The organism is Streptomyces sp. NPDC101234, assembly GCF_044767525.1.
Taxonomy (GTDB): domain Bacteria; phylum Actinomycetota; class Actinomycetes; order Streptomycetales; family Streptomycetaceae; genus Streptomyces; species Streptomyces sasae.
In genome coordinates this window covers 47,956-62,326 of sequence record NZ_JBIWOA010000047.1, presented here as the reverse complement: position 1 = coordinate 62,326, position 14,371 = coordinate 47,956, and the positions used below count along the sequence as shown (strand labels likewise).

Annotated in this window: 18 protein-coding genes; 5 read left to right on the top strand and 13 right to left on the bottom strand. The window is 73.0% G+C overall.

Annotated features, from left to right (window positions below):
- Positions 1 to 7: 7 nt before the first annotated feature.
- A complete protein-coding gene (locus ACIRR9_RS48925; protein WP_403766390.1) occupies positions 8 to 634 on the top strand; it encodes a DedA family protein in 627 nt (208 codons plus the stop codon).
- 140 nt (positions 635 to 774) lie between these two features.
- Here ACIRR9_RS48925 and ACIRR9_RS48920 read toward each other — a convergent pair whose 3' ends face one another.
- From ACIRR9_RS48920 to ACIRR9_RS48910, 3 genes are all read right to left on the bottom strand, one after another.
- Positions 775 to 1,950, bottom strand: a complete 1,176-nt coding sequence (locus tag ACIRR9_RS48920) for an MBL fold metallo-hydrolase (protein ID WP_403766342.1) — start codon at positions 1,948 to 1,950, stop codon at positions 775 to 777.
- On the bottom strand, positions 1,947 to 3,194 hold the full coding sequence (locus ACIRR9_RS48915) for an aminotransferase class I/II-fold pyridoxal phosphate-dependent enzyme (RefSeq protein WP_403766339.1): 1,248 nt from the start codon (positions 3,192 to 3,194) through the stop codon (positions 1,947 to 1,949). The genes ACIRR9_RS48920 and ACIRR9_RS48915 overlap by 4 nt, the downstream gene beginning before the upstream one ends.
- A gap of 77 nt (positions 3,195 to 3,271) precedes the next feature.
- The gene (locus ACIRR9_RS48910) at positions 3,272 to 4,495 is read right to left on the bottom strand and encodes a hypothetical protein (RefSeq protein ID WP_403766337.1); all 1,224 of its coding nucleotides are present in this window, start codon (positions 4,493 to 4,495) and stop codon (positions 3,272 to 3,274) included.
- 224 nt (positions 4,496 to 4,719) lie between these two features.
- Between ACIRR9_RS48910 and ACIRR9_RS48905 the strand changes: the two genes are divergently transcribed.
- Positions 4,720 to 5,100: a DUF2795 domain-containing protein gene (locus ACIRR9_RS48905; protein ID WP_403256651.1), complete on the top strand. Its 381-nt coding sequence runs from the start codon at positions 4,720 to 4,722 to the stop codon at positions 5,098 to 5,100.
- A 150-nt stretch (positions 5,101 to 5,250) separates the two neighbouring features.
- Here the strand turns inward: ACIRR9_RS48905 and ACIRR9_RS48900 are convergent, their stop codons facing one another.
- The 3 genes from ACIRR9_RS48900 to ACIRR9_RS48890 all read right to left on the bottom strand — a co-directional run bounded on the left by ACIRR9_RS48900 (position 5,251) and on the right by ACIRR9_RS48890 (position 8,066).
- Positions 5,251 to 5,508: a DUF6158 family protein gene (locus tag ACIRR9_RS48900; RefSeq protein ID WP_365346903.1), complete on the bottom strand. Its 258-nt coding sequence runs from the start codon at positions 5,506 to 5,508 to the stop codon at positions 5,251 to 5,253.
- A gap of 85 nt (positions 5,509 to 5,593) precedes the next feature.
- Positions 5,594 to 7,213: an ABC-F family ATP-binding cassette domain-containing protein gene (locus ACIRR9_RS48895; protein ID WP_403766333.1), complete on the bottom strand. Its 1,620-nt coding sequence runs from the start codon at positions 7,211 to 7,213 to the stop codon at positions 5,594 to 5,596.
- Positions 7,214 to 7,406: 193 nt separating this feature from the next.
- On the bottom strand, positions 7,407 to 8,066 hold the full coding sequence (locus ACIRR9_RS48890; protein WP_403766330.1) for a histidine phosphatase family protein: 660 nt from the start codon (positions 8,064 to 8,066) through the stop codon (positions 7,407 to 7,409).
- A gap of 71 nt (positions 8,067 to 8,137) precedes the next feature.
- Here ACIRR9_RS48890 and ACIRR9_RS48885 point away from each other — a divergent pair, with 71 nt between their 5' ends.
- The 3 genes from ACIRR9_RS48885 (at position 8,138) to ACIRR9_RS48875 (ending at position 10,789) form a co-directional block, all read left to right on the top strand.
- Positions 8,138 to 9,625, top strand: a complete 1,488-nt coding sequence (locus tag ACIRR9_RS48885; RefSeq protein WP_403766327.1) for a bifunctional phosphatase PAP2/diacylglycerol kinase family protein — start codon at positions 8,138 to 8,140, stop codon at positions 9,623 to 9,625.
- Between the two features lie 129 nt (positions 9,626 to 9,754).
- Positions 9,755 to 10,570 (top strand): class I SAM-dependent methyltransferase, encoded by an 816-nt coding sequence (locus ACIRR9_RS48880; protein WP_403766324.1) that lies wholly within the window; start codon positions 9,755 to 9,757, stop codon positions 10,568 to 10,570.
- A gap of 48 nt (positions 10,571 to 10,618) precedes the next feature.
- Positions 10,619 to 10,789, top strand: a complete 171-nt coding sequence (locus ACIRR9_RS48875; protein ID WP_123972490.1) for a hydrophobic protein — start codon at positions 10,619 to 10,621, stop codon at positions 10,787 to 10,789.
- Between the two features lie 20 nt (positions 10,790 to 10,809).
- On the opposite strand, the gene ACIRR9_RS48870 is transcribed toward ACIRR9_RS48875, so the two are convergent.
- Genes ACIRR9_RS48870 through ACIRR9_RS48840 form a run of 7 tightly spaced genes read right to left on the bottom strand, consistent with a single transcriptional unit; the run spans position 10,810 to position 14,367 of the window.
- The gene (locus ACIRR9_RS48870) at positions 10,810 to 11,094 is read right to left on the bottom strand and encodes a gas vesicle protein K (protein ID WP_365346913.1); all 285 of its coding nucleotides are present in this window, start codon (positions 11,092 to 11,094) and stop codon (positions 10,810 to 10,812) included.
- Positions 11,091 to 11,279, bottom strand: a complete 189-nt coding sequence (locus tag ACIRR9_RS48865; RefSeq protein WP_365346915.1) for a gas vesicle protein — start codon at positions 11,277 to 11,279, stop codon at positions 11,091 to 11,093. The genes ACIRR9_RS48870 and ACIRR9_RS48865 overlap by 4 nt, the downstream gene beginning before the upstream one ends.
- The gene (locus tag ACIRR9_RS48860; RefSeq protein ID WP_403766319.1) at positions 11,276 to 12,106 is read right to left on the bottom strand and encodes a GvpL/GvpF family gas vesicle protein; all 831 of its coding nucleotides are present in this window, start codon (positions 12,104 to 12,106) and stop codon (positions 11,276 to 11,278) included. Before ACIRR9_RS48860 ends, ACIRR9_RS48865 begins: the two co-directional genes overlap by 4 nt.
- Positions 12,103 to 12,447, bottom strand: a complete 345-nt coding sequence (locus ACIRR9_RS48855) for a gas vesicle protein (protein WP_403766316.1) — start codon at positions 12,445 to 12,447, stop codon at positions 12,103 to 12,105. Before ACIRR9_RS48855 ends, ACIRR9_RS48860 begins: the two co-directional genes overlap by 4 nt.
- Positions 12,444 to 13,511: an SRPBCC family protein gene (locus ACIRR9_RS48850; RefSeq protein ID WP_403766313.1), complete on the bottom strand. Its 1,068-nt coding sequence runs from the start codon at positions 13,509 to 13,511 to the stop codon at positions 12,444 to 12,446. The genes ACIRR9_RS48855 and ACIRR9_RS48850 overlap by 4 nt, the downstream gene beginning before the upstream one ends.
- A complete protein-coding gene (locus ACIRR9_RS48845) occupies positions 13,508 to 14,107 on the bottom strand; it encodes a DNA primase (RefSeq protein WP_403766310.1) in 600 nt (199 codons plus the stop codon). Before ACIRR9_RS48845 ends, ACIRR9_RS48850 begins: the two co-directional genes overlap by 4 nt.
- Entirely contained in the window at positions 14,104 to 14,367 is a 264-nt protein-coding gene (locus tag ACIRR9_RS48840) for a gas vesicle protein GvpG (RefSeq protein WP_365346925.1), read from the bottom strand. Before ACIRR9_RS48840 ends, ACIRR9_RS48845 begins: the two co-directional genes overlap by 4 nt.
- Positions 14,368 to 14,371 lie beyond the last annotated feature (4 nt).

Sequence of the window (14,371 nt, the reverse complement as noted above, 5' to 3'; positions counted from 1 at the left end):
GGTGGTCATGGCGGCCGCCGCCGGATCCACGGCGGCGACCTCGCCCGCCACCGAGTCCACGCAGCAGGCGATCGGGTATCCGACGCTGTTTCTGCTGGTGCTGATAGGCGCGTTGGTGCCGGTGGTGCCGACGGGGGCGCTGGTGAGTTCGGCGGCGGTGGTGGCGTTCCACCAGACGGCGCCGTTCGCTCTGGCGCTGGTGTTCGTGACGGCGTCGCTGGCGGCGTTCCTGGGGGATGCGGCGCTGTACTGGCTGGGGCGGCGCGGGATGGGGTCGAGGAACGGGTCGCGGTGGCTGGCGGCGATCCGGGGACGGGCGCCGGAGGACCGGCTGGAGCAGACGCGGGCGAAGCTGGCCGAGCACGGGGTGTCGGTGCTGGTGCTGTCGCGGTTGGTGCCGGCCGGTCGTATCCCGGTGATGCTGGCGTGTCTGCTGGCGGACTGGCCGCTCAGGCGGTTCGCGCGGGGGAACGCGCCGGCGTGTCTGGCGTGGGCGGCGACCTATCAGGTGATCGGGATCCTGGGCGGGTCGTTGTTCCCGGAGCCGTGGGAGGGGGTCGTGGTGGCGGTCGCCCTGACCGTGGTCATCAGTGTGGCACCGGGTTTGTGGCGGCGGGCTCGGTCTGCGGGGTGAGGGAGTGTTGCGGGGCGCGGGTGCGTTGTGGTGCGCGGGTGCGTTGTGGTGCGCAGGTGCGTTGTGGTGCGCAGGTGCGTTGTGGTGCGTGCGTGCGTTGTGGTTGCTCGCGCGGTTCCCCGCGCCCCCAAGGGGGCGCCCTAGTCGACGGCGCTTCGAAGTGGCGTCCGTTCCAGGATTTTTGAGCCGCCCACCGGCAGATCCCACAGGTTCACCCGGTCCAGCCCCGCCCTCTCCCAGGCCGCCCGCACCCGGGTCAGAGGCTCTAGGACCGGCTCTGCCGAGAGGATGAAGGTGCCCCAGTGCATGGGCGCCATCCGTCGTGCGCCGAGGTCCTGTGCCGCCCGGACCGCCTCCTCCGGGTCGCAGTGGACGTCGCTGAGCCACCAGCGGGGGTCGTAGGCGCCGATGGGGAGGAGGGCCAGGTCGATGCCGGGGTAGCGGCGGCCGATGCGGGAGAACCAGTGGCCGTAGCCCGTGTCGCCGGCGAAGTGGACGCGCCTGCCGTCGGGGGCGGTGAGGACCCAGCCGCCCCAGAGGCTGTGGCAGGTGTCGGCGAGGCCGCGCCTTGACCAGTGGTGGGCGGGGACGAAGTCGAAGCGGACGCCCGCCCGTCGCCCGCCACCACCCTCAACCGAGGCGCCTTCGGCGCCGCCCCTTGGATTCAATTCGGCCGCCTCCCACCAGTCCAGCTCGGTGACGGTGGTGAAGCGGCGGCGCCGGAACCAGCGGCCGAGCCCGGCCGGCACGAACACCGGGGTGTCGCGCGGGAGTCGGCGCAGGGTGGGGGCGTCCAGGTGGTCGTAGTGGTTGTGGCTGATGACGACCGCGTCGACGCGCGGCAGGGTCTCCCAGGCGACGCCGACGGGGGTGGTCCGGGCGGGGGTGCCGAGGATCCGGCGGGACCAGACGGGGTCGGTGAGGACGGTCAGGCCGCCGATCCGGACGACCCAACTGGCGTGTCCCGCCCAGGTGACGGCGACGGTGTCGGTGTCGACGCGGGGCAGCGGGCCGGGTTCGTAGGGCAGCCGCGGGACGTCGACGAGCCCCTCGCGGCCGGGGCGGACGGACCCTTCACGGGCGAAACGGGCCATCGCCTTGAGGCCGGGCAGCGGGGCGGTCAGACGGTCGTGGAAAGTCCGCGGCCAGACGCGGAGTTCGCCCAGGGGCCGGGGGTCGGCCAGCGGCGGGAACGGCGGCGCGTGCGGAACCGGGGCCGTGGAGGTGACGGCGTCCCCGGTCGTGGTGGCGGTCGGCAGAACGGACCCTGACTCGGGCTCATGCGTCTGCTGCGTCTGCTGCGTCTGCTGCGTCATCGAGGAGGCTCCCATCGCCGAGCATCGTCGCGGAGGCCGTCCAGTACCGACCCCAGGGACATCAACGCGCGTTGCACGTGTGGCAGTTCCAACGGTGCGGGTGACATGAGGCATTCCAGGCGTTCCTCGTCGGTGCGGCCCAGCAGCGGCCCGGTGGCGAACCGTACCCGCAGTGCCGCGAGGTCGTCGCCGAAGCGGTGGCCGCCGGGCGCGGGCATACCGAGCCGCGCACCGAGGAAGTCCTCCAACTCCTGTGCGTCGCCCACCCCCTGGGCGCCGAGCGCGGCGCGCAGGGGTTCCAGGTCGGCGTACAGATGACGGCCGGCCTGCGGCGGCCGGACCAGCCCCCCGCCGGCGACCACCACGCCGTGCACCGCGGCGGCCACGCGCGCGTGCAGGCGTACGGCAGCCTCCCGGCGTACGACGACGGGCTCGGGCTCGTCGAGCGCATAGCCGGCGGCGACCGCGACCGGGCCGGCGAGGCGGGCGCCCATCGCGGTGAGGACGTCGAGCACGCGCGCGTGCAGGGCCGTACCGGTGTCTCCCTCGGGAAACCGGGCGACCGCGGCGGGCCAGCCGGCCGGAAGCAGCGCGCCGGCCAGGTCGGTGACGACGCTGACCCGTTCCGGGAGCATCTCGGCGGGGCTCAGCAGCACAGTGGCGCGCGGGGCGTGCAGGGTGTCGCGCCAGGTCTCGTCGCTGACCAGATGAAGGCCCTCGCCGGCGGCCGCCTCCACCGTCTCGTGCAGCAGTTCGGGCGGGGCGACGGTGGCGGTCGGGTCGTCCGCGATCGACAGCACCAGCAGCCGCGGGTCACCGCCTTCGTCCCGGACCCGGCGCACGGTCTCCAGCAGCGCGTACGGGTCGGGTACGCCCCCGGACTCGGCCGGGGTGGGCACATGGAAGACGGGCCGGCCGAGCAGTCTGGCGTACGGCGCCCACCATGCGGCGCAGGGGCGCGGCACGAGGACGTCGCCGCCGAGCACGGCGGTGAGGGCGAGCAGCAGGGCGGGGGCGCCGGGGCCGGCGGCCACGCGATCACCGGTGACCGCCAGCCCGCGCCGCTCCCAGTACCCGCAGGCCGCGTCGATCAGCGTGGCCCCGCCGCCGACGGGCTCCTCCCCGCCCCGGCCCGCGGCGGCGGCCAGCGCGGCGGAGAGCTCGGGCAGGACGGGCAGCCCGTCGTCGGGCGGGGCCGGCCCGTACCGGACAGGTCCGTGGCCCTCGGGATCCGTCCGCCGCATGTCCGCCTCCGCGCAGTCCGTGGTGCCGAGTGCTGTCCGGTCCGGGCCGTGCGCCGCCGTCGGCCGCGGCGGCCGGCTCAGCCGACGGTGCGGAACCGGCCGCCCCACAGCCGGTACGCCGCGCCGGCGCAGGCGGCCGCGATCAGCACCGCACCCGCGACGAGTGCGGGAACCGAGTCGGTGAAGGCGCCCCCTTCCCCGGCCTCCACCCCGTGCTGCGCCCCCGGCGGAACACAGGACACGTCACCGGCACGCGCCCCGCCGCACTCCTGCCCGCCCTCACAGGACGCACCCTTCGCCTCACCGCACGTCCGCCCGTCACCCCCGCACGACAACTGCCCACCGCCACAGGGCCGCTCACCGTCCCCCCGGGAACCCGTACCGTCCTCCCCCTGAGGACCAGTGGCATCGTCCCCACGGGAGCCGGTGACGTCACCCCCGCGGCCGCCCGTCCCGTCGTCCCCACGAGAACCCGTGACATCACCCCCGCGGGAACCCGTCACGTCGCCCCCGCGCGGGGCCGTTCCCTCGTTCCCCAGAGGCGCCGTGCCACCGCCGACCGGTGGAACCACGCCGTCGTCCCCACGAGAACCCGTGACATCACCCCCGCGGGAACCCGTCCCGTCGCCCCCGCGCGGGGCCGTTCCCTCGTTCCCCAGAGGCGCCGTGCCACCGCCGACCGGTGGAACCACGCCGTTGTCCCCGCGAGGAACCGAGCCGTCATCCGCTCGGACACCCGAGCCGTCGTCCCCACGAGGAACCGTGCCACCCACGCCCGGGGAAACCGCGCCCGGGGAAGCCACGCCGTCGTCGCGCAGGAAATCCGTGCCGCCGAGCTCCGGAGGGGCGTCGCTGCCGTCGCCCCGGTCGATCGTGAAGTGCGCGCTCCAGGGCCTTGCCCGTCCGCCGCCGGCGGTCGGGCAGGTCCCGTCGACGTTCGAGGCGCCGGTCCGCTCGGTGCCGGCCGTGGCATCCGTCGCGTTGCCCTCCGTATAGGCCTTCTCCGTGTCTCCAGCGGCGACCCGGGCGGTGCCCCGGTAGGCGGGGCCGGCCGTGCCCTGGCCGACCTTGGTCAGCCGTACGGTGTGCTCGGCGAACGCCGGTGAGGAGGCGTCCAGGGTCGCGGGCGCCCGCCCGCCGCCGCCCTCGCAGGTGACGGAGACGGTGACGGTGGCCCCGGGCCGGGCCTTGCCCGGGGCCACCTCGGCGGCGGGGTCGGCCGCGGCGGCCGTACTGCCGGCGGCGCCGAACGCGGCACCCGCCAGGACGGCGGCGGACAGGGCGCGAACGGTGCGGCGCATGGCGTGGGCTCCTCAGGACGTACGACTCCGGAGACACGCGGCTCGTGCCCTCGCAGCCATCACAGCCCGCCCCACGCCGTGCCGCGCGCGGCCGACCCCCATTCGCGGGACGTGCGCCTCCGTTCAGGTGACCGGGCGCCCGAAGGATCCGCCCCCGGATCCCCGTGTCGGTCCCGCCTCCCCGGGTACGCGTTCCGCACCCCTTGATGTACCTGGAGGGAGACATGCAGCGAGGCAGTGACCGGCTGAGTGTTCGCCGGGACGACGAGATGAAGCATGAGCTGCGCGGGCTGCTCAGGTCCGGGCATCCGACACGTACCGAGGACTGGAACGACCCCGAGCCGCCCGCAGAGGACGATCCGGAGGTGTTCCGCGCCCCGATGATGCCGTGGAGCAGTGAGCGGCCGTCGCTCGCGACGGTGCGGCTGGAGCTGGCCCGGTCCCTGACCCGGCACGACTTCCCGGCGCAGCCGAGGGAGCTGGCCGGCGTGCTGCGCCGCGGGAACGCCCCCGACGCCTTGGTCCGGCAGGTGTCCGGGCTGCCGCGTTCGAAGCGCTACGGCAACCTGCTGGCGCTGGCGGAGGCGGTGATCGGCGGGGAGTGAGCCGGAGCGACGACGTCGAGAAAACCGCGCCGCCGGCGGGCAGCCCTGCCCGTCGGCGGCGCGGTACCGGGGACCGCGGCGCCTCGGCGGACTCGTTCGGGGCGCCGGCCGGTCGACCGGCGCAACCTGCGCCGGGTCGGTCCGCCGGGCTCAGCTCGCCGGGGTCTGCGGTGCCGCCGCCTCCGCACAGCTCCGCTCCCGGGCGCCCTCCCGGGTGCGGCCGGCGGCGACGACGCGGCGCGGGTTGCGGCGCAGGTATTCGCCCTCAAGCTGGGCCATGCGCTCGTTGTGGGCGCGCAGCGCGTCGTTGGACCCGTACAGCAGGGTGTCGTGGCGCGTCCGGTGGATGGTCTCCAGCTCCTTCATGAGCTGCTGGTCGTCCAGCCGGCTGGGGTCGACTCCGGTCATGGTGGTACCCCGCTCGTCGTGTGGGTCCCGGCGGTCCGGATTCCTGCATCCACTGTACGAAGGTCCGGGCTCCCGGGCCTCTCGTCTAGCGTGCGCGCTCCACCCGGCGCTCGTCCCAGACCGGCTCGGGGGTCTCGCGGACCCGGCCGTCGGTGCCGAAGACCAGGTAGCGGTCGAAGGAGCGGGCGAACCAGCGGTCGTGGGTGACGGCGAGCACCGTGCCGTCGAAGGCTTCGAGCCCCTCCTGGAGGGCCTCGGCGGACTCCAGGTCGAGGTTGTCGGTCGGCTCGTCGAGCAGCAGCGCGGTCACACCCTGCAGCTCCAGCAGGAGGATCTGGAAGCGGGCCTGCTGGCCGCCGGAGAGACGGTCGAAGGTCTGTTCGGCCTGGTTGGTGAGCTCGTAGCGGCGCAGGCGGGACATGGCCGCGCCGCGGTCCTGGGAGTGTTCCGTCCACAGGATGTCGAGGAGAGTACGGCCCTGCAGCTCGGGGTGGGCGTGGGTCTGGGCGAAGTGCCCGGGTACCACCCGCGCACCCAGCTTCCACTGCCCCGTGTGCGTCACGTCCTCGCCGGCCAGCAGCCGCAGGAAGTGCGACTTGCCGGAGCCGTTGGAGCCGAGGACGGCGACCCGTTCGCCGTAGAAGACCTCCAGGTCGAAGGGTTTCATCAGGCCGGTCAGTTCGAGTCCGGCGCAGGTGACGGCCCGAACGCCGGTACGGCCGCCCTTGATGCGCATCCTGATGTCCTGCTCGCGCGGCGGCTCCGGCGGCGGGCCAGCCTCCTCGAACTTGCGCAGCCGGGTCTGCGCGGCCGCGTACCGGGACGCCATCTCATGGGAGACGGCGGCGGCCTGACGGAGCGTCAGCACCAGCTTCTTCAGCTGTGCGTGCTTCTCGTCCCAGCGGCGGCGCAGCTCCTCGAAGCGGGCGAAGCGTTCCCGGCGGGCCTCGTGGTAGGTGGCGAAGCCGCCGCCGTGCACCCAGGCGTCGGCGCCGGCCGGTGAGGGCTCCACGGAGACGATCTTCTCGGCGGCGCGGGCGAGGAGTTCCCGGTCGTGGGAGACGAACAGGACCGTCTTGCGGGTCTCCTTCAGCTGCTCCTCCAGCCAGCGCTTGCCGGGGACGTCGAGGTAGTTGTCCGGCTCGTCCAGCAGCAGCACCTCGTCGGCGCCGCGGAACAGGGCCTCCAGCACCAGCCGCTTCTGCTCACCGCCGGAGAGGGTGCGCACCTGCCGCCACTGGGCCTTCTCGTACGGCACCCCGAGCGCGGCCGTCGTGCACATGTCCCAGAGCGTCTCGTGCTCGTAGCCGCGCACCTCGGCCCAGTCGGAGAGGGCCTGCGCGTAGCGCAGCTGGGCGGCCTCGTCGTCGACGGTCATGATGCCGTGCTCGGCCTGGTCGACGGCGCGCGCGGCCTCGCGGATCCCCGGCGGGGCGACGGACACCAGCAGGTCGCGGACGGTCGTCTCGTCCCGTACGGAGCCCACGAACTGGCGCATCACGCCGAGGCCGCCGCTCACGGTCACGGTGCCGCCGTGCGGCTTGAGCTCGCCGGAGATCAGCCGGAGCAGGGTGGTCTTGCCGGCACCGTTGGGGCCGACGAGGGCGACGGCCGCCCCTTCGCCGACCCTGAAGGACACGTCGCCGAGCAGGGCCCTCCCGTCGGGGAGGTGGTACTCGAGGTGCGCGGCTTCCAGATGTCCCATGGTGAGGGATTCTGCGGGGCACCACCCACCTGGGGCAAACCGTTATGGGCGGTGACGGTGGTCCTCCGGGTGCGGGCGCGTCGTGGTTGCTCGCGCCCCTTCAGGGGTGCGTTGCTGCAGCGCCCTTTCAGGGGCGCGGGGAACTGCGCGACCAGCCCCCACCGGCCCGCACCCGGAACTCACCGGCGCCCCTCTACTCCGCGGCCGGCTCCAGCGGCTCGCCCGTCGGTCCGCTCACCCCTGTCGGTTCCACGACCGCGCCCTCCCAGGACAGGGCCTTCCAGCCGTCGGCCGGGGAGCCCTCCAGGACGACCACGCCCGTGTTGTCGAGCGGGCGGGACGCGGCGTAGGGGACGTCGACGTTGTCGGCGCGGGCCGCGGTCCACAGGCGGATCGCGGCGCCGTGACTGAACATCGCGACCGTGCCGGCGCCGCTCCCGGCGGCCTCGGCGATCACCGCGTCGTAGCGGGCCAGGGCCTCGTCCCCGGTTTCGCCGCCGGGCATGCGCAGCGCGGTGTCGCCGCCCGCCCAGGCGAACACGGTCCGCATGTACTGCTCACCGGCCTCGGAGTGGCCGGGCAGCATCTCCAGATCGCCCGCGGAGACCTCCCGGATGCCGTCGCGGACGATCGGGTCGAGGCCACGGGCGGCCGCCAGCGGCGCGGCGGTGAGCTGGGTGCGGGTCAGGGTGGAGACGTAGAGGGCCGCGATGTCCTCGCCGGTGAGAGCCCCGGGCAGCGCCGCCGCCTGCTGCTCGCCGAGCGCGGTCAGACCGGGGCCGGGTACGGCGGTGTCGAGCAGGAAGTCGACGTTGGCCGGGGTCTGTCCGTGACGTATGAGGAGCAGGCGCATCCAGGGGTTCCTCTCACTCGACCGCACCGCGTACCGACAGGAAACGGCGACTTCAGGGTACCCGGACCCGCATGAGCCCAGACGTCGACCTGACCGTCCCCAAGCCCGGCCGGCACCCGCTGCGCGGCCGGCTGCTCGCTCTCGACCACCGGCTGTTCGAGGTGGCCGCCGAGCGGAACTGGCCGTTCGCGGAGCCGGTGCTGCCGCGGCTGAGCCGGAGCGCCAACCACGGGGTGCTGTGGTTCGCGGCGGCGGCCGCGGTGGCCGCGTCGCGCACCCCGCGCGCCCGCCGGGCCGCCGCCCGCGGCCTGGCCTCGCTGAGCCTGGCGTCCCTGACCATCAACACCCTCGGCAAACGGTCGGTGCGCCGGCCCCGGCCGGTCCTCGATCCGGTGCCGGCGGTACGGCACCTGAAGCGGCAGCCGATCACCACCTCGTTCCCCTCGGGGCACGCGGCGTCGGCGGCGGCCTTCGCGGCCGGGGTCGCCCTGGAGTCCCCGGCGTGGGGCGCGGTCGTGGCGCCCTTGGCGTTCTCGGTCGCCATGTCCCGGGTCTACACGGGTGTGCACTTCCCGAGCGACGTGCTCGCGGGCGCGGCGCTGGGCATCGGAGCCGCGTTCGCCGTGCGCGCGATGGTGCCGACCCGGGCGCGGACCGGCCCGCCGCCCCGGCCCCGCGCGGACGCCCCGGCGCTGCCCGACGGGGACGGTCTGGTGGTGGTGGCCAACCGGGCCTCCGGCAGTGTCGACCGGGTGCGGGTGCTCCGCGACGAGCTGCCGAGGGCGGAGCTGGTGGAGTGCGAACCGGACGAGGTGAAGGCCGAGTTGGAGAAGGCGGCGGCGCGGGCGCGGGCACTGGGGGTGTGCGGCGGCGACGGCACCGTGAACGCGGCCGCCCGGACCGCCCTGCGCCACGGGCTGCCGCTCGCGGTCCTGCCCGGCGGCACCCTCAACCACTTCGCCCTCGACCTGAGCGTGGAGGACGGCCGGGGCCTGGCCCGGGCGGTGCGTGAGGGCGAGGCCGTCCGGGTGGACGTCGGCCGCTTCACCACCGGCGACCGGGAGGGCTTCTTCCTCAACACACTGAGCCTGGGCGTCTATCCGGAGCTGGTCCGGGAGCGGGAGCGCTGGGCGCACCGGATCGGCGGGCGGGCGGCCGAGGTGCTGGCCGTGCTGCGCGTGCTGCGTGCGGACCGGCATCCGATGAAGGTCGAACTCGGCGGCTCCCGGCACCCGTTGTGGCTGCTGTTCGTCGGCAACTGCCTCTATCACCGGATGGGCCTGGCCCCGGCCCGTCGCACCGACCTGGCGGACGGGCAGCTGGACGTACGGGTGGTGCACGGCGGCCGGCACCCCGCGGTCCGTCTGCTCTCCGCCGCCCTCGCGGGCCCGATCGCACGCTCCCCCGCGCATGCGGAGGTACGGGTGCGCCGACTGCGCCTGACCGGTCTGACGACCGGCACCCCGCTCGCGTACGACGGTGAAGTCACCGATGTCGTAGGCGAGTTGACGGTGGACAAGCTGCCGAAGGCGCTGACCGTGTACCGGCCGCTGCCCTGAAGTGACCTTCCGTCAGTCCATATAGTAAAACGCAGGTCTCATCATTCGGCACGCGGGCGTAGCGTTGCGGATACCGCGGGACGGGGTCGCCCGACCCCGTCCGCCGGTATGACGCCAAGGGGTTGAGTCATGTCGAAGCCACGGGAGACCGCCGTCTACACGCACGGGCACCACGAGTCGGTGCTGCGTTCCCACACCTCGCGAACCGCCGCCAACTCGGCTGCCTATCTGCTGGGTTCGCTCAAGCCCCATATGCGGATCCTGGACATCGGCTGCGGTCCGGGCACCATCACCGCCGACCTGGCGGCGCTGGTCCCCGACGGACATGTCACGGGTGTGGACCACGCGCCGGCGATCCTGGACCAGGCCCGGGCGACCGCCGCCGGGCGCGGGCTGACGAACGTGGACTTCGCGGCCGCCGACGTGCACGCGCTGGACTACCCCGACGACACCTTCTGCGTGGTCCACGCCCACCAGGTGCTCCAGCACGTGGGCGACCCTGTGCAGGCGCTGCGCGAGATGCGCCGGGTCACCAAGCCCGGCGGCTTCATCGCCGTACGGGACGCGGACTACGCGGCGATGACCTGGTACCCGGCGGTGCCCGGTCTGGACGACTGGCTGGAGCTGTACGGGCGGGTGGCCCGGGCCAACGGGGGCGAGCCGGACGCCGGACGGCGGCTGCGGTCCTGGGCGCTGGCGGCCGGGCTCGCCGACATCACAGCCACCTCCGGCACCTGGACGTACAGCACGGCCGGGGAACGGGCCTGGTGGGGCGGGCTGTGGGCGGACCGTACGGTCGCCTCCTCCTATGCCGAGCGGGCCACGGAGGGGGGTCACGCGACCACCGGGCAACTGGAGGCCATCGCGTCGGCCTGGCGGGAGTGGGCGGGGCAGGAGGACGGCTGGTTCGCCGTGCTGCACGGAGAAATTCTGTGCCGTAAGTGAGCCTGATCCGTGGATTCCGGGAAACCCGGTCCACAGGAGGTTCACACTATGGTTCCCATTCTGCTGGTACTGCTTCTGGTCCTGATTCTGTTCGGTGCCGGATTCGCGGTGAAACTGCTCTGGTGGATCGCACTCGTCGTACTGGTCCTCTGGCTTCTGGGATTCCTGGTGCGTGGCACGACCGGCGCCGGCGGCAGGGGGCGCTGGTATCGGTGGTGACACCGCCGGCCCTGCCGGAGTCACTCACGCGGCAACAGCGGCCCCAGCGGCCCGAGGTCCAGATTCAGGTCCTCGGGCCGCAGTCCGTAGCGGTCCCGGAGTTCGGCCATGCGGTCCTCCAGGAGCATCAGGGTGAGCCCGATCCGCTCCTCCTGCTGCTCGGTGAGGTCCCCGGTGTCGAAGCGGCGCAGCGCCTGGCGTTCCATCAGCTGGCGCAGCAACTCCACCACGGTCAGCACGAGTTTGACCAGGTCGCGCTCGACGGTGTCCGGGTCCAGGTCCAGCCGGTTGCGGCGCCCGCTCATGTCGACTCCCCCCACGGCGCCGGAACTCGGCCGTTGACCGAGCTGATCAGCGCGTTGAGGTCGATGCGCACGAGGTCGACGTCCGCGATGCGCAGGGTGATGTCGCCGGTGATGACGACGCCGCCGGCCAGCAGCCGGTCGAGCAGATCGACCAAGGCGACCTCACGGCGTTCGACGACGGTCACGGCGACTCCCGCGATTGCGCCGGTTCCGCCGGTTCCGCCGGTTCGGACGATTCCGCCGACTCGGAGGATTCCGTCGGTTCGGAGAAGGAGTAGGCCGCCCAGGGCCCGGTGAGTTCCACCCGCATCCCCGTAGCCTCGTCCTTTGTACGGTCGACCAGCTCCACGAATTCCTCGGAATCCGCACGCGCCACGAGATAAGCCGCATTGAGGAGGTTCTGCCCGGGAGCTCCGGAAAGCGCCGCGTTCTGCGGAGGGTGCAGCCGGGAATCCTCGGCACGCCGGGAAAGCCGCTCATGCAGGGCGCGGGCGAATTCCTCGGCGGCCCGCCATTTCTCCTCGTATTCATGGGTGCGGGTCCGCCGCTGCCGCAGATAGTCCCGCCCGCTTGTGGGCTTCCCTGCGGGCGGGGCTTCCTGCTCCGGCGGGTCGGCGTACAGCTTGACCCCCCACTCGACCCGCCCTTCGAGCCGGTCGAGGGTGTGCCGGAAGTCGGCCTCGCGGGCCTCCATCATGACCCGTACGCCGCTGTCGTCCCGGAAGACCGTGGCGAGCCGGAGCGGCAGCGGCGTGGTGACCGTCGTGAGCGCGTCGATCACGCCCTGGTGGGCGCGGGCGGTCGCGGCCAGCCAGTCCAGGTCCTCCAAGTGGCCCCGCAGCGGCTCCTCGGCGAAGTCGCCCTCCGGGACCGTGCTGACGACGGCGACCAGACCGTGGTGTCTGAGCAGTCCGGGCGGGGCGCCGGCCACGCCGGTGAGCTGGGCCTGGAGGGCCGCCTGGAAGGGCCGGCAGACGGCGTACACGTACCGGAGTCCGGCCTGTGCGGTCATCGGTCCTCCTCCTCGCGCTGTCCGCGACCGGTCTCCAGCGCCTCCAGCGCCGCGAGCCGCTCGCGCAGCTCGTGGTTCTCCCGGGTGAGCTGGTCGCGCCGGGCGCGGGTGGACAGCTCCGGGTCGTGCTCCCACCAGTCGATGCCCATCTCCTTCGCCCGGTCGACGGAGGCGACGATCAGCCGGAGCTTGACGGTGAGCAGCTCGATGTCGAGCAGGTTGATCCTGATGTCACCGGCGATGACGATGCCCTTGTCCAGGACGCGCTCCAGGATGTCGGCGAGGTTGGCGCCCCCGCTGTCACGTCCGTAGGGCTCGGGCAGCCGGCCGGCCATCGTCATCGACGGCTCCCGGACCCGGCGTACTCGTTCTCGTCCTCGTACTCGTTCTCGGATTCCTCAGCGTCCTCCGAGTCCTCGTACTCGCCCTCGGGACCCTCCTCGTCCTCGTCCTCATCCTCGTCCGCGTACTCCTCATCATCCCCCTGCTCGGTGTCCTCCGCCTCGTCGTACGGCTCCTCGTCCTCGTAGGACTCCTCGTACGACTCCTCGTCCCGTTCCTCTTCCTCCTTCGCCACCGCGTCCTCGTGGCTGCGGACCACCTCGCCGTCGCGGATCTCGCCGCGCCAGCCGTCGTCCACTTCTCCCTTGAGGGAGATGTGGCGGGCGTAGTGCTTGAGGTCGAGACGGGTCCGGCGGCCCGAGGCACGCCAGATGTTGGCGGTCTTCTCGAAGAAGCCGCTCGGGTAGTACTCGATCACCAGCAGCACGCGGGTGAGGTTGTCGTCGAGGCGGTGGAAGGTCACGACGCCCTTGTGGGTGCCCTTGGCGCCCTGCGACGACCACTGGATGCGGTAGTCCGGGATCTGCTCGACGGTCTTGCCCTTCCAGCTGCGGCTGGACCACCAGATCTTGCCCTGCCAGTCCGACGTGGTGTCGTCGCCGCGGCCGGCGCTCTTCACGCCCTTGGCGAAGGTGCTGAAGTCCTGGTAGCGGGTCCACTGGTCGTAGGCGGTGCGCACCGGCACACCGACGTCGACGGACTCCATGATGACGGTCGGCTTCTGGCCCCCTCCCTTGCCCTTGCCCTTCCCTTTGCCGCCGCCGAGATTCTTCACCTGCTCCATCACGGTGTCCTTGGCGTGGGAGAGGCCGAGCTCCAGTGCGGAGCGCAGCGGGCCCTTGCCCTCGGCGACCTTGCGGCCGGCGTCGAGGGCGAGCTTGCCGAAGCCCGGACTGTTGCCCTCGGCGATGTCGTTGAGCTTGCCGGTGGCCTCGCCGAGTGTGCGGCCCGCGCTCGTGAGCAGGCGCTCGGTCTGGGCGGTGAGGTACTCCTGCAGCTCTGTCTTCAGGCGTTCGGCGGCCTCGGAGTGGGCCGCGTCCGTGAGCGGGCCGTTGTCGTTCATCGGTCACCGCCTCCCTTCGACCGGGCATGGTCCGCCGTCCTCCTGGCGGCCCGGCCCTGTGCGGCCTTCCTGGCCGGGGGCTTCTTGCCTGCTGCCTTCTTGGCCGGCGGCTTCTTCGCCGCCTGCTTGGGGGCGGCCTTGCGGCCCGACGTCTTGCGCGCGGGCCTCTTGCCACGGTCGCTCCCGGCCTTGTCAGCCTTCTCAGCCATGTCGGCCTTGCCCTCGGGTTCCTCATCGTCCCGGTCGTCGCCGGGAGCGAGGTCGCCGGTGTCCGGCACGACACCCGCGAGCTGGTCGCGTACCTCGGCGGTACGGTCGTGCAGCCGGTCGGCGAAGGCGTCCAACTGGCGCTCGACCATGGCGCCCGAGGCGGCCTTGCCGACCCCGCGCAGATCCTCGCGCAGCTGGTTCCCGATCTCCTTGAACTGCGGGTTGTCGCGCAGTTGCTGGTTGGCCAGGTCCATCACCGCCTTCGGGCTCAGGTTCAGCCGTTTGCCGGCCATCAAGGAGCCGACGGCAAAGGCCAGTTTCAGTTTCCTGGTCCGGCCCAGGAGATATCCGGCCCCGATCGCGAGGCCCAGTCCGATGCGGTTCATGTATGCATCCCATTGCCGTGCCCCGCACCTCTGCGCAGGGCGGTCTCCAGCCGGTCGAGGAGCTCGTCCTCGGCCCGGTCGAACTCCTCGTCGTCGATCTCACCGGCCTCCAGGCGCTCCTCCAGCCGGGCCAGTTCGATCCGGACCGCTGCCGGGTCGTAGTAGATCCGTTCCGCCTCGTCCAGCACCTGCTCGACGACCCAGGCGCTGCCGCGCACGGGCGCGAAGGGCAGGAGCAGCAGCTCCTTGATGACTCCCATGGGT

Coding starts and splice junctions, on each gene's coding strand:
- ACIRR9_RS48925 (WP_403766390.1), top strand. CDS start 8: ATGGCGGCCGCCGCCGGATCCACGGCGGCGACCTCGCCCGCCACCGAG.
- ACIRR9_RS48920 (WP_403766342.1), bottom strand. CDS start 1,950: ATGACGCAGCAGACGCAGCAGACGCAGCAGACGCATGAGCCCGAGTCA.
- ACIRR9_RS48915 (WP_403766339.1), bottom strand. CDS start 3,194: ATGCGGCGGACGGATCCCGAGGGCCACGGACCTGTCCGGTACGGGCCG.
- ACIRR9_RS48910 (WP_403766337.1), bottom strand. CDS start 4,495: ATGCGCCGCACCGTTCGCGCCCTGTCCGCCGCCGTCCTGGCGGGTGCC.
- ACIRR9_RS48905 (WP_403256651.1), top strand. CDS start 4,720: ATGCAGCGAGGCAGTGACCGGCTGAGTGTTCGCCGGGACGACGAGATG.
- ACIRR9_RS48900 (WP_365346903.1), bottom strand. CDS start 5,508: ATGACCGGAGTCGACCCCAGCCGGCTGGACGACCAGCAGCTCATGAAG.
- ACIRR9_RS48895 (WP_403766333.1), bottom strand. CDS start 7,213: ATGGGACATCTGGAAGCCGCGCACCTCGAGTACCACCTCCCCGACGGG.
- ACIRR9_RS48890 (WP_403766330.1), bottom strand. CDS start 8,066: ATGCGCCTGCTCCTCATACGTCACGGACAGACCCCGGCCAACGTCGAC.
- ACIRR9_RS48885 (WP_403766327.1), top strand. CDS start 8,138: ATGAGCCCAGACGTCGACCTGACCGTCCCCAAGCCCGGCCGGCACCCG.
- ACIRR9_RS48880 (WP_403766324.1), top strand. CDS start 9,755: ATGTCGAAGCCACGGGAGACCGCCGTCTACACGCACGGGCACCACGAG.
- ACIRR9_RS48875 (WP_123972490.1), top strand. CDS start 10,619: ATGGTTCCCATTCTGCTGGTACTGCTTCTGGTCCTGATTCTGTTCGGT.
- ACIRR9_RS48870 (WP_365346913.1), bottom strand. CDS start 11,094: ATGAGCGGGCGCCGCAACCGGCTGGACCTGGACCCGGACACCGTCGAG.
- ACIRR9_RS48860 (WP_403766319.1), bottom strand. CDS start 12,106: ATGACCGCACAGGCCGGACTCCGGTACGTGTACGCCGTCTGCCGGCCC.
- ACIRR9_RS48855 (WP_403766316.1), bottom strand. CDS start 12,447: ATGACGATGGCCGGCCGGCTGCCCGAGCCCTACGGACGTGACAGCGGG.
- ACIRR9_RS48850 (WP_403766313.1), bottom strand. CDS start 13,511: ATGAACGACAACGGCCCGCTCACGGACGCGGCCCACTCCGAGGCCGCC.
- ACIRR9_RS48845 (WP_403766310.1), bottom strand. CDS start 14,107: ATGAACCGCATCGGACTGGGCCTCGCGATCGGGGCCGGATATCTCCTG.
- ACIRR9_RS48840 (WP_365346925.1), bottom strand. CDS start 14,367: ATGGGAGTCATCAAGGAGCTGCTGCTCCTGCCCTTCGCGCCCGTGCGC.